At 69.5% G+C, this 18,195-nt stretch carries 16 protein-coding genes and 1 pseudogene; 10 read left to right on the top strand and 7 right to left on the bottom strand.

All coding sequences use genetic code 11. The features are described from left to right. The first annotated feature begins 18 nt into the window (after positions 1 to 18). The gene (gene tolB, locus Y590_RS23570) at positions 19 to 1,359 is read left to right on the top strand and encodes a Tol-Pal system beta propeller repeat protein TolB (protein WP_003602805.1); all 1,341 of its coding nucleotides are present in this window, start codon (positions 19 to 21) and stop codon (positions 1,357 to 1,359) included. 853 nt (positions 1,360 to 2,212) lie between these two features. On the opposite strand, the gene Y590_RS23565 is transcribed toward tolB, so the two are convergent. Continuing rightward, positions 2,213 to 2,848: a glutathione S-transferase N-terminal domain-containing protein gene (locus Y590_RS23565; protein ID WP_060772436.1), complete on the bottom strand. Its 636-nt coding sequence runs from the start codon at positions 2,846 to 2,848 to the stop codon at positions 2,213 to 2,215. A gap of 372 nt (positions 2,849 to 3,220) precedes the next feature. Here Y590_RS23565 and Y590_RS23560 point away from each other — a divergent pair, with 372 nt between their 5' ends. The 7 genes from Y590_RS23560 to Y590_RS26085 all read left to right on the top strand — a co-directional run bounded on the left by Y590_RS23560 (position 3,221) and on the right by Y590_RS26085 (position 9,299). Further along, positions 3,221 to 3,502, top strand: a complete 282-nt coding sequence (locus Y590_RS23560; protein ID WP_060771983.1) for a hypothetical protein — start codon at positions 3,221 to 3,223, stop codon at positions 3,500 to 3,502. A gap of 162 nt (positions 3,503 to 3,664) precedes the next feature. Next, positions 3,665 to 4,099, top strand: coding sequence for a DUF4345 domain-containing protein (locus Y590_RS23555; protein WP_060771982.1), 435 nt, complete (start codon positions 3,665 to 3,667; stop codon positions 4,097 to 4,099). Beyond that, positions 4,096 to 6,132: an FUSC family protein gene (locus Y590_RS23550; RefSeq protein WP_060771981.1), complete on the top strand. Its 2,037-nt coding sequence runs from the start codon at positions 4,096 to 4,098 to the stop codon at positions 6,130 to 6,132. The genes Y590_RS23555 and Y590_RS23550 overlap by 4 nt, the downstream gene beginning before the upstream one ends. A gap of 8 nt (positions 6,133 to 6,140) precedes the next feature. Next, complete coding sequence (locus Y590_RS23545; protein WP_060771980.1) at positions 6,141 to 6,335, top strand: DUF1656 domain-containing protein; 195 nt, start codon at positions 6,141 to 6,143, stop codon at positions 6,333 to 6,335. Continuing rightward, complete coding sequence (locus tag Y590_RS23540) at positions 6,332 to 7,411, top strand: efflux RND transporter periplasmic adaptor subunit (protein WP_060771979.1); 1,080 nt, start codon at positions 6,332 to 6,334, stop codon at positions 7,409 to 7,411. The genes Y590_RS23545 and Y590_RS23540 overlap by 4 nt, the downstream gene beginning before the upstream one ends. A 56-nt stretch (positions 7,412 to 7,467) precedes the next feature. Continuing rightward, positions 7,468 to 8,817: a glutamate--tRNA ligase gene (gene gltX, locus Y590_RS23535; RefSeq protein ID WP_060771978.1), complete on the top strand. Its 1,350-nt coding sequence runs from the start codon at positions 7,468 to 7,470 to the stop codon at positions 8,815 to 8,817. Between the two features lie 245 nt (positions 8,818 to 9,062). Then, positions 9,063 to 9,299, top strand: coding sequence for an HIT family protein (locus tag Y590_RS26085; RefSeq protein ID WP_286161819.1), 237 nt, complete (start codon positions 9,063 to 9,065; stop codon positions 9,297 to 9,299). A 158-nt stretch (positions 9,300 to 9,457) separates the two neighbouring features. Here Y590_RS26085 and Y590_RS23525 read toward each other — a convergent pair whose 3' ends face one another. The 5 genes and pseudogenes from Y590_RS23525 to Y590_RS23505 form a co-directional block, all read right to left on the bottom strand. Beyond that, on the bottom strand, positions 9,458 to 10,237 hold the full coding sequence (locus Y590_RS23525) for a class I SAM-dependent methyltransferase (RefSeq protein WP_060771976.1): 780 nt from the start codon (positions 10,235 to 10,237) through the stop codon (positions 9,458 to 9,460). Beyond that, positions 10,234 to 10,724, bottom strand: a pseudogene (locus Y590_RS23520) (VOC family protein). Before Y590_RS23520 ends, Y590_RS23525 begins: the two are co-directional and overlap by 4 nt. A 79-nt stretch (positions 10,725 to 10,803) precedes the next feature. Beyond that, positions 10,804 to 12,018 carry an MFS transporter gene (locus tag Y590_RS23515; RefSeq protein ID WP_060771975.1) on the bottom strand — a complete coding sequence of 405 codons (1,215 nt, stop codon included), beginning with the start codon at positions 12,016 to 12,018 and terminating at the stop codon, positions 10,804 to 10,806. A 70-nt stretch (positions 12,019 to 12,088) separates the two neighbouring features. Then, positions 12,089 to 14,215: an OmpA family protein gene (locus Y590_RS23510; protein WP_060772435.1), complete on the bottom strand. Its 2,127-nt coding sequence runs from the start codon at positions 14,213 to 14,215 to the stop codon at positions 12,089 to 12,091. A 163-nt stretch (positions 14,216 to 14,378) separates the two neighbouring features. Further along, positions 14,379 to 15,479: a DUF2865 domain-containing protein gene (locus tag Y590_RS23505; RefSeq protein ID WP_060771974.1), complete on the bottom strand. Its 1,101-nt coding sequence runs from the start codon at positions 15,477 to 15,479 to the stop codon at positions 14,379 to 14,381. A gap of 73 nt (positions 15,480 to 15,552) precedes the next feature. Between Y590_RS23505 and Y590_RS23500 the strand changes: the two genes are divergently transcribed. Further along, entirely contained in the window at positions 15,553 to 16,107 is a 555-nt protein-coding gene (locus tag Y590_RS23500) for a CreA family protein (RefSeq protein WP_060771973.1), read from the top strand. A gap of 13 nt (positions 16,108 to 16,120) precedes the next feature. Here Y590_RS23500 and Y590_RS23495 read toward each other — a convergent pair whose 3' ends face one another. Continuing rightward, positions 16,121 to 16,444, bottom strand: coding sequence for a hypothetical protein (locus Y590_RS23495; protein WP_060771972.1), 324 nt, complete (start codon positions 16,442 to 16,444; stop codon positions 16,121 to 16,123). A gap of 328 nt (positions 16,445 to 16,772) precedes the next feature. Here Y590_RS23495 and cysS point away from each other — a divergent pair, with 328 nt between their 5' ends. Beyond that, complete coding sequence (gene cysS, locus Y590_RS23490) at positions 16,773 to 18,161, top strand: cysteine--tRNA ligase (RefSeq protein WP_060771971.1); 1,389 nt, start codon at positions 16,773 to 16,775, stop codon at positions 18,159 to 18,161. The last annotated feature ends 34 nt before the right edge of the window (positions 18,162 to 18,195 follow it).

Raw genomic sequence — 18,195 nt, 5'->3', positions numbered from 1 at the left:
ACGACCTGGACTTGTCCCATGCCTGGAACAGCCTTCACCCGGCGCACCCTCCTGCCGGCGCTCACGGCCGCGCTCGGCGTCCTCGCCCTGGCGCTGCCCGCCGCGACTCCGGCACGGGCGCAGCTGCAGCTCCGCATCGGCAGCGGCGCCTTCCAGCCGATGCCGATCGCCGTCGCCGACTTCGCGGGCGACGCCAGCCTCGGCACGCTGGTGGCCAGCGTCATCACGAACAACCTGCGCCGCTCCGGCTACTTCACGCCGCTGGAGAAGGGGCGCTTCCCCGAGAACCCGAGCTTCGACGCGGCACCGAACTTCGAGGCGTGGAAGGGCGCGGGCGTTCAGGCGCTGGTGACCGGACGGGTCGGGCGCGACGCCTCGGGCCGGCTCACCGTCGCCTTCCGCCTGTGGGATGTCGCCTCGGGCCAGCAGATCACAGGCCAGCAATACGGCACCGACGTCGCCAACGCGCGCCGCACCGGGCATCTCGTGTCGGATGCGGTCTACACCAAGGTCACCGGCCTCGGGCCGTGGTTCGACAGCCGCGTCGCCTTTGTCGACGAGTCCGGCCCGAAGGAGAACCGTCGCAAGCGCCTGATGGTGATGGATCAGGACGGCGCCAATGTCCGCGCGCTCACAGGCGGCGGCGACGTCTCGGTGGTGGCGCCGCGCTACTCGCCGGCGGGGCAGGACATCGCCTTCATGACCCAGGCGCCGGGCCAGCAGCCCAAGGTCCAGATGATCGATCTGGAAACCGGCAAGCGTCAGACGGTCGGCAACTTCGCGTCGATGAGCGCGAGCCCGCGCTTCTCGCCGGACGGGCGCCGCCTCGTGATGAGCGTGCAGCAGGGCGGCAACGCCGACATCGTCACCGTCGACATCGCCTCGAAGGCGCAGACGCCGGTGACGCAGGGGCTGGCGATCGACACCTCGCCGAGCTACGCGCCGGACGGCAGCCAGATCGTGTTCGAATCCGACCGCGGCGGCTCGCAGCAGATCTACGTGATGGGGGCCGACGGCTCGAATCCGCGCCGGCTCTCCTTCGGCGAGGGCTCGGCCTCGCAGCCGGCTTGGTCGCCCCGCGGTGACCTCATCGCCTTCACCCGGCAACGCAAGGGCGGCTTTGCCATCTGCGTGATGAAGCCCGACGGCTCGGGCGAGCGGGTGCTGACCGAGGGCTTTCACAACGAGAGCCCGACCTTCGCGCCGAACGGCCAGTACGTGATGTTCTTCCGCGATCCCGGCGGGCAGGGCGGCGGCAAGCTCTACATGGTCGACATCACCGGCAAGGTGGAGCAGCCGGTGCCGACCCCGTCCTTCGCCTCGGACCCGACCTGGTCGCCGCTGTTGTCGGGCAAGTAAGCCGGCCGGAAGCGCACAGAGCGCGGTCAGAGGCTTGCCTTCAACGGCACGGTCCGTGCTGAAATCCGCGCGAGCCTCGACGGCTGGCACGGTGAAAGCCTTCGCACCGACAATAGAAACCGCGGCGGAAGCGGTCCGCAGGTGGGGCTGATGCGTGTTCGAAGTCGTGCCGTGTCGGCCGCTTCTGCGCCCCTAAGGATCCGCTTCCGTCCGGTGTTCGTGGCGGGCCACTCAGTCCGAGACCGAACGGGTTCTCAGACTATCGTTGCGGCTTCATGCTGCGGTGGAGTCATCCTTGTCTCCTCCAGCTTTCGCCAACAAACCACGCAAAGATCACGCGGTTAATGGCCGATGTGCTTCCGAGCGCGAAGCACGAATGTAGACTGCGTCCGTATTGGCAGGCCGTCAAGCGGGAATTTGCCGCCAAGCCTTCCGATTCTTGTGCCGGCGAATGCTTGGCAAGTAAAATCGTTCGTCGGCAACGGCTTACGAGCGGCGATGCGAGAGAGCCGTCCGCATCGGGCGGGACATCAGCGCCGGATCCGATGCGACCGCGAATTGTGCCTCTCCGAGGTCGGTTCCCGACGCCGCGCATGTCCCGGTGGAGCCGACACCTCAGCGCATCGACGAGGACACCGCACGAAGCGGCAGGCGCCCCCATCGCGGGGGACCGCTGCCGCCGGCGGACACAAAGCAGCATCAATCGTCGGCGAGACTGGGGAGCCTGTCCTCGCCTCTACCCTCGGCGCCGGGACGGGCCCGCGGGCCGGCCTGAAGCTCCCCGGCAGGTGTGCCGGCCCGCGGACAAACACGCCTTGCACGTCGAGCTTCCGACCTATCGGATGGCCCCGCGTCAGATCGCGTTGAGGCCGCGCTGCACCGCCGGCCGGGCGAGCAGTGCGTCGAGCCAGCGGCGGACGTTCGGCAACGCCTCGATCGCGATGCCCTGCTTGCCGTGGAACTTCGCCCAGGTCAGCGCGGCGATGTCGGCGATCGAGTACGCGTCGGCGAGATATTCATGGTCGGCAAGCCGCCGGTCAAGGACGCCGTAGAGGCGTTTGGCTTCCTCCGTGAACCGATCGATGGCGTAGGGGATCTTCTCCTGCGCGTAGATGCGGAAATGATGGGCCTGCCCCAGCATGGGTCCGAGGCCGCCGACTTGCCAGAACAGCCACTCGTCCACCGCGGTGCGGGCGCGCTCGTCGCGCGGATAGAGGCAGCCGGTCTTGCGTCCGAGATATTGCAGGATCGCGCCCGACTCGAACACCGAGATCGGCGTGCCGCCCGGTCCGTCGGGATCGACGATGGCCGGGATCTTATTGTTGGGGGAGATGCTGAGAAAGTCGGGCGCCATCTGCTCGCCCTTGCCGATGTTCACCGGCACGACCCGGTACGGCAGCCCGCACTCTTCGAGCATGATCGGGATCTTCCACCCGTTCGGCGTGCTCCAGGTGTAGAGTTCGATCGGCTGCGCCGTCGTGACCGCCATGCTGGCATCCCGGAAAAGCGGGCCCGCGCCCATCCTCGGTTCACGAGGTAGCGCGGAACGGCCCGGCGGCTCAAGCCGAAGGCCAAGTTCCGGGGAAGGCCATTGCTCGAAGCCGCATGGCGGCTTTGCGGCGCGAAGAGCGCCGCGCGCAGCGGGGTCTTTCCGGAACCTCTGTTCTGGACGCCCCTCGAGCGGAGCGGAAGCCCAGGGGACCGAGACGATCCGCGGAGGCCGGCGCCGGCGATTGAGGCCCGCGCGTGACCAGGGCAATCGTGCGCAAGTTGTAGAGGACGCTTGCTCTTTGGGCCCCGATGCGGCTGTGATGCGGCGTGGACGGCCAAGCCGCCGAATCCAACCCACCGGAGTCGCCCGATGCTCTCTCGTCTCCTCGCCGCCGCCCTGATGGCCGCGCCGCTCCTCCTGGCCCAAGCCGCGACGGCCAGGGAAGCCTGGAACGCGCCGAGCGCCAGGGAGACGACGAAGGAGCAGACCGCGAAGGAGCCGAGCGTAGCTCAATCCGCCGCGCGCGAGCGGCAGAAGAAGTGCGGCGCCGAGTGGCGCGCGCTCTCCGCCACCGAGAAGGCGGCCCAGGGACCGAAATGGCCGCAATATTACAGCAAGTGCGTCAAGCGCCTGAAGGAACAGAAGGCCTGACGGGGGCGGGGATCACCCGCGCCGACGATCGAACCGGCGCCGGATGAACCCAAAAGCGGCGAGCGTGTTGCCCCGCCGATCTGGTCCGACGGGCTCCCGCGCCGAAGCGGATGCCGGCTCCGCGCGGGAGCGCATGAAAGCGAAGACGAAAGCCTCACCGATATGGAGCGTGAACGCCGCATCCTGCAGCGCACGGTGGCGGTCGCCGCCATCGTCCCCGTTCTGGCGGGCCTCTACGGCGTGCTGTTCGGCATCGACGGCATCGGCGGCGGTACGCCGGTCAACATCTCGGCCGACAGCCATTTCCGCTATCTGTCGGGCCTGCTGACCGGGATCGGCATCCTGTTCTTCACCTGCGTGCCGGGGATCGAGGACAAGTCGCGGCTGTTCCGCTTCCTCACCCTCGTCGTGGTCCTCGGCGGGCTGGCGCGACTGCTCGGGCTTTCGCTGACCGGCGTGCCGTCGCTGACCATGCTCGCAGCGCTCGCCCTCGAACTCGTCGTCACGCCGTTGCTGTGCCTGTGGCAGATGCGGGTCGCGCGCCAAGCCCGGGATCGGCGGCAAGAGTTGGCATCCGGCCTCGAGACGGTGCGGTGAGCGGGGCGGCGCAGCGGACCAGCGGCGCCGGCCTCGGCGAGCGCCTGATCGACACCCTCGACCGTTGGGTGCCCCAACCCGCCGCCTGGGCCTTCGCCATCCGGATCTGGCTGGCGATGATGCTGGCGCTCTATGCCGCGTTCTGGCTCCAGCTCGACAGCGCGTCGTCGGCGGCGGTCTGCGTCGCCATTCTCGCCCAGCCCAAGCGCGGCCAAGCCCTGTCGAAGGCGGGCTACCGCTTCCTCGGCACGGTCGTCGGCGGCATCGTCGGCATCGTGCTGATCGCCCTGTTCGGGCAGGACCGGGTGCTCCTGCTCGTCAGCTTCGCCTGCTGGCTCGGTCTCTGCGTCTTCGTCTCACAATTCCTGCAGGATACCCGCGCCTACGGGGCGATGCTCTCCGGCTACACGGTGGCGATCATCGCGGTCGCACATATCGATGCACCGCAGACGGTGTTCGATGCCGCCATCGGCCGCGTCGCGGCGATGGCCGTCGGCATCGTTGCGATCACCTTCATCAACGATGCGCTCGCCTCGCCGAGCACGTGGAAAGCCCTGCTCCCGCGCCTAGCCGCGGCCCATGCGGCGGCCAAGGCCTTTGCCCGCGAGAGCCTGACGCAGGGCGATCCCGGCCCCGAGCGCACCGCCGCCCTGATCCGGCAGATCGCGCCGATGCGGGGTGATGCCAGTGCCATCGCGGGCGAACTCGACGACGGCGTGCATCGGGCCGCAGGGGCCCGCAGCGCCATCGCCGCGCTCTACGTCCTGGCCGCGGCGAGCCGGGCGCTCACGGCCGCGATGAGCCCCATCCCCGATCCCGGCAAGCGTGTGCGGGAAGCGCAGGCGCTCGCCCTGCGCGCGGTCTCGGAGGGGGACGGATCGCGCCCCAAAGCGCTTGCCCGCGACGGCGCGCGGCTGCGCGACCTCGTGGATGCCGGCATGTGCGATGCCGGTGCGACCCTCGACGAGATCGTGGCGCTTCAGCGCGCCCTGGACGTCGTCAACGCCGCGACCTTCGCCGAGGACGGGGTGCGCGCCCTCTCGGACGGCCATGAGCCCCTGCGCGACATCGCGTTGCCGACCCATCGCGACTTTCAGGTCGCCCTGCGGGCGGCGTTGCGCGTGATGATCGCGTTCGGCCTCGCGGCCGGGCTGTTCATCCTGCTCGGGCTGCCGCAATCCTCCTTCGCCCTGGTTCAGGTCGCGGCGACCTGCTCTCTGTCCTCGGTCACGCCCGATCCGCGCAAGTTCGCGCAGGGCGTCCTGATCGGGATGCCGCTCGCCGCCCTCTGCGCCGGGTTCATCCTGTTCGTGATGCTCAACGGCAACCAGGGCTTTCCCCTGCTCGCCATCGCCATGGCGCCGCCGGTCTTCTTCGGTTGCCTCGTCTCGCTGCACCCGCCGAGCTTCACCATCGGCTTCATCACCCTCGTGTTCACGCCGGTGCTGCTGGCGCCGGAGAACCCGCAATCCTACGATCCGCAGACCTTCCTCGTGAACGCGCTGCTGGTCGTCTTCGCGGCGGTGATCCTGTTCCTGACGATCCGCCTCGTCCTGCCGATCTCCGCCTCGCAGCACCGTGCCTTCGCCCTCGAAGAGGCCCGTGAAGACCTTGCCGAAGCGCTCGCGGGGGAGGGCGGCGACGCCACGACGCGCACCAGCCTCAATGCCGACCGGCTGTTCCAATTCTCGGCCTGGAATTCCGGCAGCGGCGCGGTGCGCCGGGCGAGCCTGCAGCATGCCTTCGCCGTGGCGCAGTTGGAGGCCGCCGCGGCACGGGCCCACGCGCAACTGCGCCCGTTGAACGAGGTCCGCGGCCTCGCCCCGCTGATCGGTCGGGCGCGCGAAGCGCTCGCCTGCGCCAGCTCGGACGATCTCGACCGGGCGGCGCGCGCACTGATCGGCGAGGCGCGCGTGCAGGACCGCACCGTGCGCCTGCAACTCGCGCGTGCCGTCACAGACCTCGCGACGGCCTCGCGCGTTATCCGGCGGCACGGGCGCTTCTTCCGGCGCCTCTCCCTTCCCAGCTCCTGACGTCCTCCATGCAGCACGACCTCACCATCGGCGGGATCCTGGTTTCGCCCTTCGTCGCCTACGCGCTGATCGCCTTCGCGCTCTTGGTGGCACTCCGGGTCGTGTTCCGCTGGATCCGGTTCGGGCGCTTCGTCGCCAACCCGCCTCTGGCGGAAGCGGGGATCTACGTCTGCCTTCTCGCGCTCGTGGTGGTGCTTCTGTGAAACGCGACGACGACGGGCCGGGCGAGAGCCGGCAACAGGATCATGGATCGGCCGACGCGACGCATTCCGACGAGCCGCGCAAGGCGCAAGGCCCGGCCGAGGCGCCCCCCGTCGCGCGGCGCCGGCGAGGGGCCCGTCTGCTGCGGCTGGCCGCGACCGGCCTCGTCCTCGCCTTCGCGGCGGTGGCGGCCACCATCGTCTGGCAGTTCTACGTAACGGCGCCCTGGACACGTGACGGACGGGTCCGCGTGCAGGTGGTCAACATCGCCCCGCAGGTGGCCGGCACCATCGTCGAGCTGAGGGTCACCGACAACCAGGAGGTGAAGAAGGGCGACGTTCTCTACGTCATCGACCCGTTCGACTATCAGGAGGCGGTGGTCTCGGCCGAGGCCGAGATCAAGAACCGCGAGGCCGACCTCTCGGTCAAGCAGGCGCAATCGGCCCGGCGTGCCGCGCTTTCGACGATCTCGACCTCGGTCGAGGAGAAGCAGCAATTCGCGGGCACCGCCAAGATCGCCGAGGCGGCGCTGGAGACCGCCAAGTCGCAGCTCTCGCAGGCGAAGAAGAACCTCGAGCGTACGCAGGTGCGCTCGACCGTGAACGGGCGCGTCACCAACCTGCTCCTGCGGGTCGGCGACTACGCCCAGACCGGCACCGCCAACGCGCGGGTGATCGACACCGATTCCTTCTGGATCGACGGCTATTTCGAAGAGACCAAGATGGCGCATATCCGCGTCGGCGCCCCCGCCGAGATGGCGCTGATGGGCTACGGCGCCCCGCTGAAGGGCACGGTTGAGAGCCTGACGCTCGGCATCTCGACGGCCAACGCCGCGACGAGCACGCAAGGGCTGCCGAACGTCGATCCGGTCTATACCTGGGTGCGCCTCGCCCAGCGGGTGCCGGTGCGCATTCGCATCGACCACGTTCCGCCGGAAGTGACCCTGGTGGCGGGCATGACCGCGACGGTGGTGGTCGGCGACGGCCGCGAGGGCCAGCCCCCTTGGGTCAAGGCAACACGCGAATGGATCCTCGGTCGTTCCGACCGGACCGAGCCCGGCGCGGAGCCGAAGAACTGACGCCGGAACCGCGCGTGGACGGTGCGATATCCAAAAAAATTGGGTAGAGCGGCTTCATGGCCGCTTCCCCCCTCGTCCGCTTCGCTCCCTCGCCGACCGGCTTCCTGCATATCGGCAATGCTCGGCCCGCGCTGCTGAACGCGCTGTACGCGCGCCGCCAGGGCGGACGCTTCCTGCTGCGCCTCGACGACACCGACCGCGAGCGCTCGACCGAAGCGTTCGCCACCGCCGTGGCCGAGGATCTCGGCTGGCTCGGCATCGAGCCGGATCTGTTCTTCCGCCAGAGCGATCGCACCGCCCTCTACGACACGGCGGCCGAGCGGCTGAAGGCGGCCGGACGGCTCTATCCCTGCTACGAGACACCGGAGGAGCTGGACCGCCGCCGCAAGCGCCAGCTCGGCCGCGGCCTGCCGCCGATCTACGACCGCGCGGCGCTCTCGCTGACCGAGGCCGAGCGCGCCGGGTTCGAGGCCGAGGGCCGGCAGCCGCATTGGCGGTTCAAGCTCGACCACCGCGTCGTGGCCTGGACCGACCTCGTGCGGGGCGAGAGCCACGTCGATTGCGCCTCGCTCTCCGACCCCGTGCTGGTGCGCGCGGACGGGAGCTACCTCTACACGCTGCCCTCGGTGGTGGACGACGCGGAGGTCGGCGTGACCCACGTGATCCGCGGCGAGGATCACGTGACGAATACCGGCGTGCAGATGCAGCTCTTCGAAGCGCTCGCCGCCGCCATACCCGCCTTCGGCCATCACAACCTGCTGACGACGGCGGACGGGGAGGGGCTATCGAAGCGCCTCGGCCACCTGTCGCTGCGTTCGCTGCGCGAGGCCGGCTACGAGCCCGCTGCCGTGCGCTCGCTCGCGGTGCTGACCGGCTCGGCCGAGGCCGTCCGCCCGATCGCCTCGCTCGACGAACTGGCTGGTCTCGTCGATCTCGCCCACCTGTCCCGCGCCCCGGCCCGGTTCGACCCGGCCGAACTCGACGGGATGAACGCGCGCCTCGTCCACGACATGCCGCTCGATGCGGTGCACGAGCGGCTCGCAGCCCTCGGTATCCCCGCGGAGGCGGCCGAGCCGTTCTGGCACGCGGTGCGGGCCAATCTCGGCCGCGTCTCGGACGCCGCCGCATGGTGGCAGGTGGTGAACGGGCCGGTGACGCCCGTAATCGCCGAGCCCGACTTCATCGGGAAGGCCGCCCGCCTGCTGCCGGAGGCACCGTTCGGCCCCGGTACGTGGAAGGCCTGGACCGACGCGGTGAAGGCGGAAACCGGCGCCAAGGGCCGCGCCCTCTTCATGCCGCTGCGCCTCGCGCTCACCGGCCTCGACCACGGGCCGGACCTCGCGGCGCTGCTGCCGCTGATCGGGCGCGACCGCGCCGTGCGACGGCTTGCCGGCGAGGCGGCCTAAGGTGAAACCCAATCCGGTCGAGCATGGGAATGGCTGCTTAGGGTGAATTCGTGACAGCCTCCCTACGGACGGGAATTCAGCGTAGCCGATGACGCCGTACCGTCCACTGGCGGCGTATCGAACTAGGAGCCCGTTGAATGACAGGCTGCATCTTCTGCGATCGTGTGTCGCTTCAGATCCTCGCAGAGAACGAACTTGCGTTCGCGATCTGAGATAAATTCCCAGTTCGACCGCTGCATACATTGGTGCTACCGAAGAGACATGAGCCCGATGGGCTCGATCTCACGAACGCGGAACTAGCGGCAGTGTTCGCCCTTTCACGCACTGTTCGCGCCCAGATCCTGGAAGAGGACCCAAATGTGGGTGGGTTCAACTTCGGACTGAACAAGGGTGTCGTGGCAGGGCAGAAGATCGACCATGCCCATTTCCATGTAATCCCCAGACGTGCCGGAGAAGCACCGCCACCGGCAGCGCAGCGCTGACCACAGCTTCTCGAACGGCAAGAATGCTTCCCACCTCCGATCCACTTCTGAACGGTGATCGGCACATGCCCGCTTTCGAGATGCCCGGACCCATGCCCGCATAGCCGGCTCGGGTCGAGAGCAGCCCTTCGCATAGCAAAGCTGAGTGAATCCTGCCCCTAGTCTAGGACACCGTCGGGCTCGGCTTCGATCATCATCACGTCCAGGGTGAAGCTGCCATCGTCTTCGAGCGCGAAATGGGATCGCACCGGCTCGGGCGCGCCTTGCTGCAGCGCGCGGATCGCCGCGATGCTCGCTTCCGGCGTGCCCATCCGGGCGACCCACGACGAAAATTCCATGCGCACGCGCCAGCGCCGGACGGCGCCGGGCACAAAGCCGGCCTCCGCCAGCATCCGGCGCCACTCCGCCTCGCCGTAATCGCGCACATGCGAAGGGTCGCGCAGCAGCTCCCAGGCCTGGAGATGGGTATCGAGCAGGGGCGGCCCGGGATGCACGACATCGACGAGGCCGAAGCGCCCCCCGGGCGCCAGCACGCGGTGCGCCTCCCGCAGGGCGGCGGGCACGTCGCCCCAATGGTGGGCGCTGTAGCGCGAGAGCACGCCGTCGAAGCTCGCATCGGCAAAGGGTAGCGCCTCGACGCTGGCCTGCCGCGTGGCGACGTTCGCCAAGCCGCGCCGCTGCGCTTCCCCCGCCACCGCGTCAAGCATGGCCTGCGACAGGTCGAGAGCGGTAACGGAGCGGACTTGCGGCGCCACCGCGTAAGTGACGTGGCCGCCGCCGCAGCCGAGATCGAGCACGGCCGCGTGGGGGAGGGCGGCGAAGCGCGCCAAAGCCGCAAGATCCTCGCCCGCGACATGAACGGCGCTCGCGACGTAATCGGCGGCGCGGCTGCCGAACTGGCTCGCGGTGTGGGCGTCGTGGCTCAGCGGCTGGCTCATGGCGTCTGCTCTGCCCCGGCCGCAGCCTGTTCGAGAGCCGCGACGTCGAGCTTCACCATTCCCTGCATGGCCGTGAAGACGCGGGCGGCCCGATTCGGATCGGGATCGGCGAGGAGGCGCGGCAGCATCTCAGGCACGATCTGCCAGGGCACGCCCCAGCGGTCGCGAAGCCAGCCGCAGGCGATCTCCGCGCCGCCCTCGGCGGTGAGCACCGACCACAGGCGGTCGACCTCGGCCTGATTCCGGCACGAGACCGAGACGGAGGCGGCGGTCCCGTAATCGATGGGCGTCCCGCCGTTCAGCGCCTGGAAGCTCTGCCCGCCGAGGGTAAAGGCGATCAGAATCGGCTCGCCGGTCTCGCCGCCCGGCCAGGGGCCGGGTGCGTGCTGGATGTGATCGATCTGCGAGTCGGGCACGAGCGAAACGTAGAGGCGGACGGCGCTTCCGCGTCCTTGCCGAACCAGAGGCAGGTGCTGATAGCAGCCATGTCGGGCTCTCCCTCTCCGCCGCCAGGATAGCGAGCCCAACGCCGGACTTTCAACCGGGATCGCCACAGCCTTGCGGGATCAACCGCCTGTAGCCGGGAGCGGCGCCAGCCGCGTCAGGCGAAGCGCGACGAGCAAAGCCGCCACGTAGAGGCTGCCGAAAAAGCCCGCGACGCCGGGCCAGCCGTAATGCAGGAAGAACCAGCCGCCCGCCGTGCCGAGCAGGGACGAGCCGAGATAGTACATGCAGAGATAGATCGCGGAGGCCTGCGCCCGGTCGCTCGAGGCCCGGCGCCCGACCCAGCTCGACGCCACCGAGTGCGCGCCGAAGAAGCTGACCGTGACGACGACGATGCCACCGATGATGAGGACGAGGTTGTCCGCCAACGTCAGGGCGATGCCGCCGATCCCGAGCAGGATCGCCAGCCACAGCACCTTGCGCCGCCCGAGCACCCCGGCGACGTGGCCGGTGATGGCCGAACTCGCCGTGCCCGCGAGGTAGACGACGAAGATCAGGCCGATCACCGTCTGGCTCAACGAGAAAGGCGGTTCGAGCAGGCGGAAGCCGATATAATTGTAGACGCAGACGAATCCGCCCATCAGCAGGAATGGTTCGAGGAACAGCCAGGGCAGGCCCGCATCCCGGAAATGGTGGGTGAAGGTGCCCGGCACCTCGCGCCAGCGCATCCGGTGGGCGAGGAAATGCCGCGAGGGCGGCAGGGCGAACTGGAAGGCCAGAGCCGCGAACAGTGCCAGAACCCCGATGATGCCCAGGCCCCAGCGCCAGGAGGCGTGGTCGGCGATCACCCCCGCCAGCAACCGCCCGACCATGCCGCCGAGCGCGTTGCCGCCGATGAGCAGCCCCATCGACAGGCCGATGGCGCGGCCGTGCATCTCCTCGCTGAGATAAGCCATGGCGACGGCAGGCAGGCCGCTCGCGGCGATGCCGGTGAGCGCCCGCAGCACGAGGAATCCATGCCAGCTCGGCATCAGGACGGCGCCGATGGTGAGCAGGGCCGAGGCGAACAGCGAGACCGCCATCACCCGCTTGCGCCCCCACACTTCGGACAGCGGGCTGACGATCAGCAGCGAAATCGCAAGCGTGGCACAGGGCAGCGACAGCGCGAGGCTGCTCTCGGCCGGGGAGACCGCAAAGGTATCGTGAAAGATCGGCATCAGCGGCTGGACGCCGTAGAGCACCGCGAAGGTGGAAAACCCCGCCGCGAAAAGGGCGAGCGTCGCCCGGCGAAAGGTCGGCGTCCCGGCCTCAATGAACCGGTCGCTGTCGTCCGCCATCGCCGTCCCGTGTTGCTCGCGTAACCCTCTCCCACCTGCGCCGCAGGTGGGGGAGGGTCAAGATCTTCGATTAACGCGGCGCCGGGGGTTGTTGCCCTTCCGGCTGCTGCTGGAGCAGCGGCGTGATGCGGCGGACGGTGACGCGGCGGTTCTCGCGGTTGGCCTCCTGCGTGTTCACCTTCAGGTACTGCTCGCCGTAGCCCTGCGTGGTGAGGTTCTCCGGCGGCACCTGAAAGTTCTGCGTCAGCACCGCGGCGACCGACTGCGCCCGGCGATCGGAGAGCGAGAGGTTGTCGATGTCCGAGCCGACCGCATCGGTGTAGCCCTCGATCAGGAACACCTCCTGCGGATTGTCCTTGATCGTCCGGTTGATCGCCTCGGCAATGGTCGAGAGGCGCTTGGCCTGATCGGGTGTGACGGTGAAGGAGCCGGTGTCGAAGGTGATCGTATTGATGTCCACCGACGGCATCCGCGCACGGAGCTGCGGGCTGTAACGCACCTGATCGAGCGTGTAGCGCCGATCGAGCTTCTGCACCGGCGGGGCGGAGAGCGCCTCGTAGACGGCGCGCGGGTCGGCCTGCTCGTAATCCACCACGTAGCGGTCGCGCGGGATGCGGATATCCGGCGGCGGCAGCTCCACCACGTCCTCGTAGATCGGCCGGGGTGCGCCGCCATAGGCGTTGTTGATGATCACTACCTCGCGGCCGTCGCGGTAGCGGCGGGAACGGCGCAGGAGCCGGCCGTCATCGTCCACGACAGTGATGATCTGGCCACCCGCCGGGCTGTCGACGTAGCTGTAGATCTCGCCGCCGCGCCGCTCGCTGCGATAGCCGCGGTCGCCGTAGATGGTGCGGAAGCGTTCGTTCTCGTCGTGGCGGATGAAGGTGGTGTCGCGGTCGCGCACGATGATGCGGCCGGGCTCCCGGTAATAGGTTCGGCCATCGACATCGTACTCGCGGCGGTCGCGGCGGATCGTGTCGTAGTCGCGGCCGCGATAATCGTCCTCGCGGAAGCCACCGGGGACGTAGGCCGGCGTGCCGGGCACGTTGAAGCGGTCACGACGGTCGCCACGGCGGTCGTCGAAGCGGTTTTCGTCGCGGCGATCACCGTCACGGCGGTCATCGAGGCTGCGCGAATCCGGCCGACCGCCGGGCTGGCCGGGTTGGCGCAGGTCCGGCTGCGCGCCGGGAGCCGGCGCCGTCTGGCCGGGCGCGACAGCGCCGGGCTGGGTCGGGGGCGCAGCCTCGGGGGGCGTACCGGGAGGCTGAACCGGGCGGCCGGGAACACCGGGTTGCTGGTTCGGCGCCACCGGGCGGCCGGGGACGCCCGGCTGCTGGTTCGGTGGCGTGCGACCGCCGGGCGCCTCTCGCACGCCGTCGGGCTGCGTCGCGGAGGGTACGGCCGGCTGATCCGGTCGGGTGGGCTGCTGCACATTCGGCGCCGCCGGACGGCCCGGAACGCCGGGCCGCTCGTTCGGCGGGGTTTTGGGCTGGGCCGGATTCGGGACCGATGGCGGCGTCGGCTGGTTCGGGCGTTCCGCATTGGGCGGCGGCGGCGCGTTCGGAGCCCGGCGCTGGTTCGGAGCGCTGTCGGGACGATCGGCTTCGCGACCGGCGGGACGGCCCGGACGGTCCTGGCCATCACGGTCGGGCCGCTCCGGGCTCTCGCGCCGGACCGGCGCCTCGCGCTCGGGCGCTTCGCGCCGTGCGGGTGCGTCGCGGTCCGGAATCCGCTCGCGGGACGCGGGCGCGGCCGGCCGCTCTTCGGAGCGATCGGGACGCGGGGGCGGTGTCGCGCGTTCGGGCCGGTCCGGACGCTCTGGACGTTCCTGGCGTTCGGGCCGCTCCTGCGCCGCCGGACGTTCGGGACGCGCCGGCCGCTCCGCGGGTTCGGGCCGCTCACGGGCGGCGGGCGCTTGGCGCGGCTCGGGCCGCTCCGGACGCTCGGATCGGTCCGGCCTCTCCCTTGCCGGCGGGCCACCGCGCTCGACGCCGCCACGCTCCGCCGGGCCGGCACCCGCGGGTCCGCCCGGACCACCCGGTCCGCGTCCGCCACCGCGCGGTCCCTCGCCGGAATCCTCGCGCTGCGCCAGTTCGATCCGCCCTCCATCGCCGAGAGACCGTGCTGCGGACAGATCGGACAGGACGAGCGCGGGCAGCATGGTGCCGGCAAGGAGCAGCGAGCGGGTCATCCGCATGAAGTCGGCCTCGTAAAACACAATCGGCGGTTCCGAACACGGTCCGGCCGGATTGGTTCCCGATCGCTCCGCGTCGACATCCGACGGCGACCGGTCGAGGCAGGTGCTTCGTCTGCGGCTCTTCGCGCGACGAAACCGGGCTTTGCGCCCGACGGTGTGGATCTCAGGGGATGGGTGTCAGCTCCGGGGGCGGAAGGAGGCTCGGCACGATGACGCGGATGGCGCTGCGGCTCTCGCCGGTCGAGCCGGTTTGCTGAGCTTGCTCGGCGGCGTCCGTCTCGGCCGCCCCCACGGCGCCCTCGCGGTTGGCGGCGTCGGCCGCGAGGCCTGCCGCGGTCCGATCGGCTCGGCCGACCAGGGTCAGGCGCACCTTGGGCGCGCGGGAGAGCTTCTCCGCCGTCATCGGGGTGACGAAGATGTCGCCCTTGTGCCGCACCAGCATGCTCTCGGCCTTCACGAGCGACTGCGCCCAGGTCTGGCCCTCCTGCTTGCAGGAGCAGTCGGCGGTGAAGCTCTTACGGAACTTGAAGGCGGTCGGCAGCGCCGTGTAGGCGCGGCTGCCCTTGAGCGTGGCGGCGTACTTCAAGGCGTCGTCGCCATGCGGCATCGAGTAGGCGACCGCTTCCGTGCCGGGGCAGAGCGCCTGGCACATCTCATCGGCACCGCCGCGCCCGTCCGGCAGGTTGCCCATCGGGAAATAGGACCCGTCGCAGGTCTTCACGCAGATGACCTTCGGCCCCCCTCGGGCGGTCTGGCCGCCGAAAACGCCCTCCTGTCCTTCGCCGGGGATCAGGCCGGTGCAGGCGTTCGACACGGCGGAGACGAGTTGCCGACGGCGGGCGGCGACGACCTCGCCATCTCCACCGCCATAGGTGGCGTTGAGTGAACGGATCCGCGCTTCGACGGCGCCGCATTGCGGGGGCCGCGTATCGAAGAACAGGAACTTGCCGCCCTCGCAGTTGAGGCTGCGATAGTAGGACTCGAGACGCGCGACCTCGCTCTGGAGCGCCGACGCGGTCGAGGCGCTGGCGTTGAGGTTGGCGAGTTCCGTGCGGTAGCGCTGGCAGGCCCAGACATCCGGCGCGGCCGCAGCCGGCCACGCTCCAGCGAGGACAAGCGCGGCGAGCGCGGCGCCGATCACGCGGCGAAACTGCGGTCCGATCATCGGCATGGTGCGGATGCTGGGAATCTCGAGCAGGAGGTCGCGGGGAAGGACGCGAGAGGATGCCGAGCCGCACGAAGCGGCACAAGCGATCACCGACATGTGTTAAAGCCCCTCGCCCTTTCGGGACAGAGACACCATGTCTCTGCGGCCAAGCTTTGAGGGGATTGCGTCGATGATGTGGCTCACGGGCACCAATGGGAGCGGCCGCTCGGCGGCGGCCGGCCTCGTCGGGGGCGTCGCCGCCCTCGTCGCCTCTTGTCTCGCCGCGTCCGCTCCGGCCCGTGCCCAAGAGCCCGACCGGATCTTCGACAAGTCGACGGTCTGGCGCCCATTGACCCCCAACGACAAGCTCGTGGTCTACGGCATCGACGATCCGGCCGTGGCCGGCATCGCCTGCTGGTACACCCAGCCCGAGAAGGGCGGCATCAAGGGCACGTTCGGGCTCGCGGAGGACGTCTCGGACATCTCGCTGGCCTGCCGGCAGGTCGGCCCGGTCCAGTTCAAGGACAAGGTGAAACAGGGCGAGGTGGTGTTCAGCGAGCGCCGCTCGCTGATCTTCAAGTCGATGCAGATCGTGCGCGGCTGCGACGTCAAGCGCAACGCGCTGATCTATATGGTCTATTCCGATAAGGTGGTTCAGGGTTCGCCCAAGAACTCCACCTCGGCCGTGCCGCTCGCTCCCTGGGGAACCGAGCCGCCGCCGAAATGCGCGGATTTCGTGAAGTAGGGCGTCCGCCGAATCAATCCTGGCAGGTGATGCGCAGCGGGCGCGGCGCGCTCTTCACCGGAGCAGCGTCGCCGATGGCGCCGGTATACTCGTCCTGCGCGGCGACGCCGTAATCGGCGGCGCTGGCAAAGCCCTGCGACTCGCACCACGCGTTGGCGACGACCTGTCCGCACTCGCTCGGGCCGCCGCTGAGGCACTCGCCGACGCCGTAACCGTCTTCGGCCGGAATCAGGAACGTCTTCTCGACAGGCTTGGGCGCAAGCGCGGGCTCACTGCCGGCGATGGCCGGGAGGGCGGCGGTGGCGAGGACGAAGAGGGCGGCGACCGTGCGGCGCATGGTGAAAACCTTGTGAACGGGTTCGTTCGAGTGCGGAGTGTTCGGACGGCGCGGTAAACAAATCCTTGCCGGCCCGCCTTCGGTCGGTTGCGGGAGGGCAGATCCGCCGCCCCGCTCGAATTCATCACCGTTTTGCGGTAGCCCAACCCTGGCGCGGCGACCGTCGCGGCAGCGCAACAGCGGCGGCCGGCGGCTCCGGCGACACTGTGGCAGCGGTGCCGTCCGGCGGCGCGTGACGGCCAGCGGAAGATGCTGGGCCGCAACGACAAACGACGAGGGCGGCACAGGCCGCAGGGGAGGCCGGGAAAGCCCGGCAGGAACGCAGTCGATGACGCCGATGTTGCGCCTCTACAACACGCTGACCCGCGAGAAGGCAGCCTTCGTCCCGATCGATCCGACGAACGTGCGGATGTATGCCTGCGGGCCGACGGTGTACGACGCGGCGCATATCGGCAACGCGCGGCCGATCATCGTCTTCGACCTGCTGTTCCGGCTGCTGCGTCACCTCTACGGGCCGGCGCACGTCACCTATGCCCGCAACGTCACGGACGTGGACGACAAGATCAACGCCCGCGCGCTCGAACGCGGCATCACCATCCGCGAACTGACCGACGGCACGCTGGCACAGTTCCACCGCGACATCCGCGACCTCGGCGTGCTCATGGCCGACGATGTGAACCGCGCGGGCGATCCGGCGCGCTTCATCGAGCCGCGGGCGACCGACCACATCGCCGAGATGCACCGGCTGATCGAGGGGCTGGTCGCAGCCGGCCACGCCTACGTGGCGGAAGGACACGTTCTGTTCGACGTGCCTTCCATGCCCGATTACGGCGCGCTCTCGAAGCGCCCGCTCGACGAGATGGAATCGGGCGCCCGGGTCGAGGTCGCGCCCTACAAGCGCTCGCCGCTCGACTTCGTGCTGTGGAAGCCCTCGAAGGCGGGCGAACCGTCCTGGCCCTCACCCTGCGGAATCGACCGAGCCGGCCGGCCCGGCTGGCACATCGAGTGCTCGGCCATGTCGTGGAAGCATCTGGGCGAAACCTTCGACATCCATGCCGGCGGCCTCGACCTGATCTTCCCCCACCACGAGAACGAGGTGGCCCAGTCGCGCTGCTGCTTCGGCACCGACGTGATGGCCCGTGTCTGGCTCCACAACGGCTTCCTGCAGGTCGAGGGGGAGAAGATGTCGAAGTCGCTCGGCAACTTCATCACCATCCGCCAGGTGCTGGACGACTGGCCGGGCGAAGTCGTGCGCCTCAACATGCTCAAGACCCACTACCGGCAGCCGATCGACTGGACCCTGCGCGGCCTGGAGGAATCGAGCCGGATGCTGGATCGCTGGTACGAGGCCGCCGGCGAAGCGGCGCCCGACGCGGAGCCGCCCGTAGGCGTGGTCGAGGCGCTCTGCGACGACCTGAACACGCCGGCGGCCCTCGGCGAATTGCATCGCCTTGCCGGCACCAACGCATCGGCGCTCAAGGCCGGCGCGGGCCTGATGGGCTTCCTGGCCGTCACGCAGGCGCAGCGCGAGGCGGAGCGGGTCGGCGCGGCCGGCATCGATGTGGCACGGGTCGCGGCGCTGATCGCCGAGCGCAAGGCCGCCCGCGCCGCGAAGGACTGGGCGGCCTCCGACCGGGTGCGCGACGCGCTCACCGCCATGGGCGTGAGCGTGAAGGACAACAAGGACGGCACCACCACTTGGACGGTGGCGGGCTAGAACTGAAATGGAAACGACATCTACCGCATGAATA

Origin of the sequence: Methylobacterium sp. AMS5, assembly GCF_001542815.1 — a bacterium.
Taxonomy (GTDB): Bacteria; Pseudomonadota; Alphaproteobacteria; order Rhizobiales; family Beijerinckiaceae; genus Methylobacterium.
The sequence above is the reverse complement of the archived record's forward strand: the minus strand, read 5'-3'. Positions and strand labels throughout refer to the sequence as shown.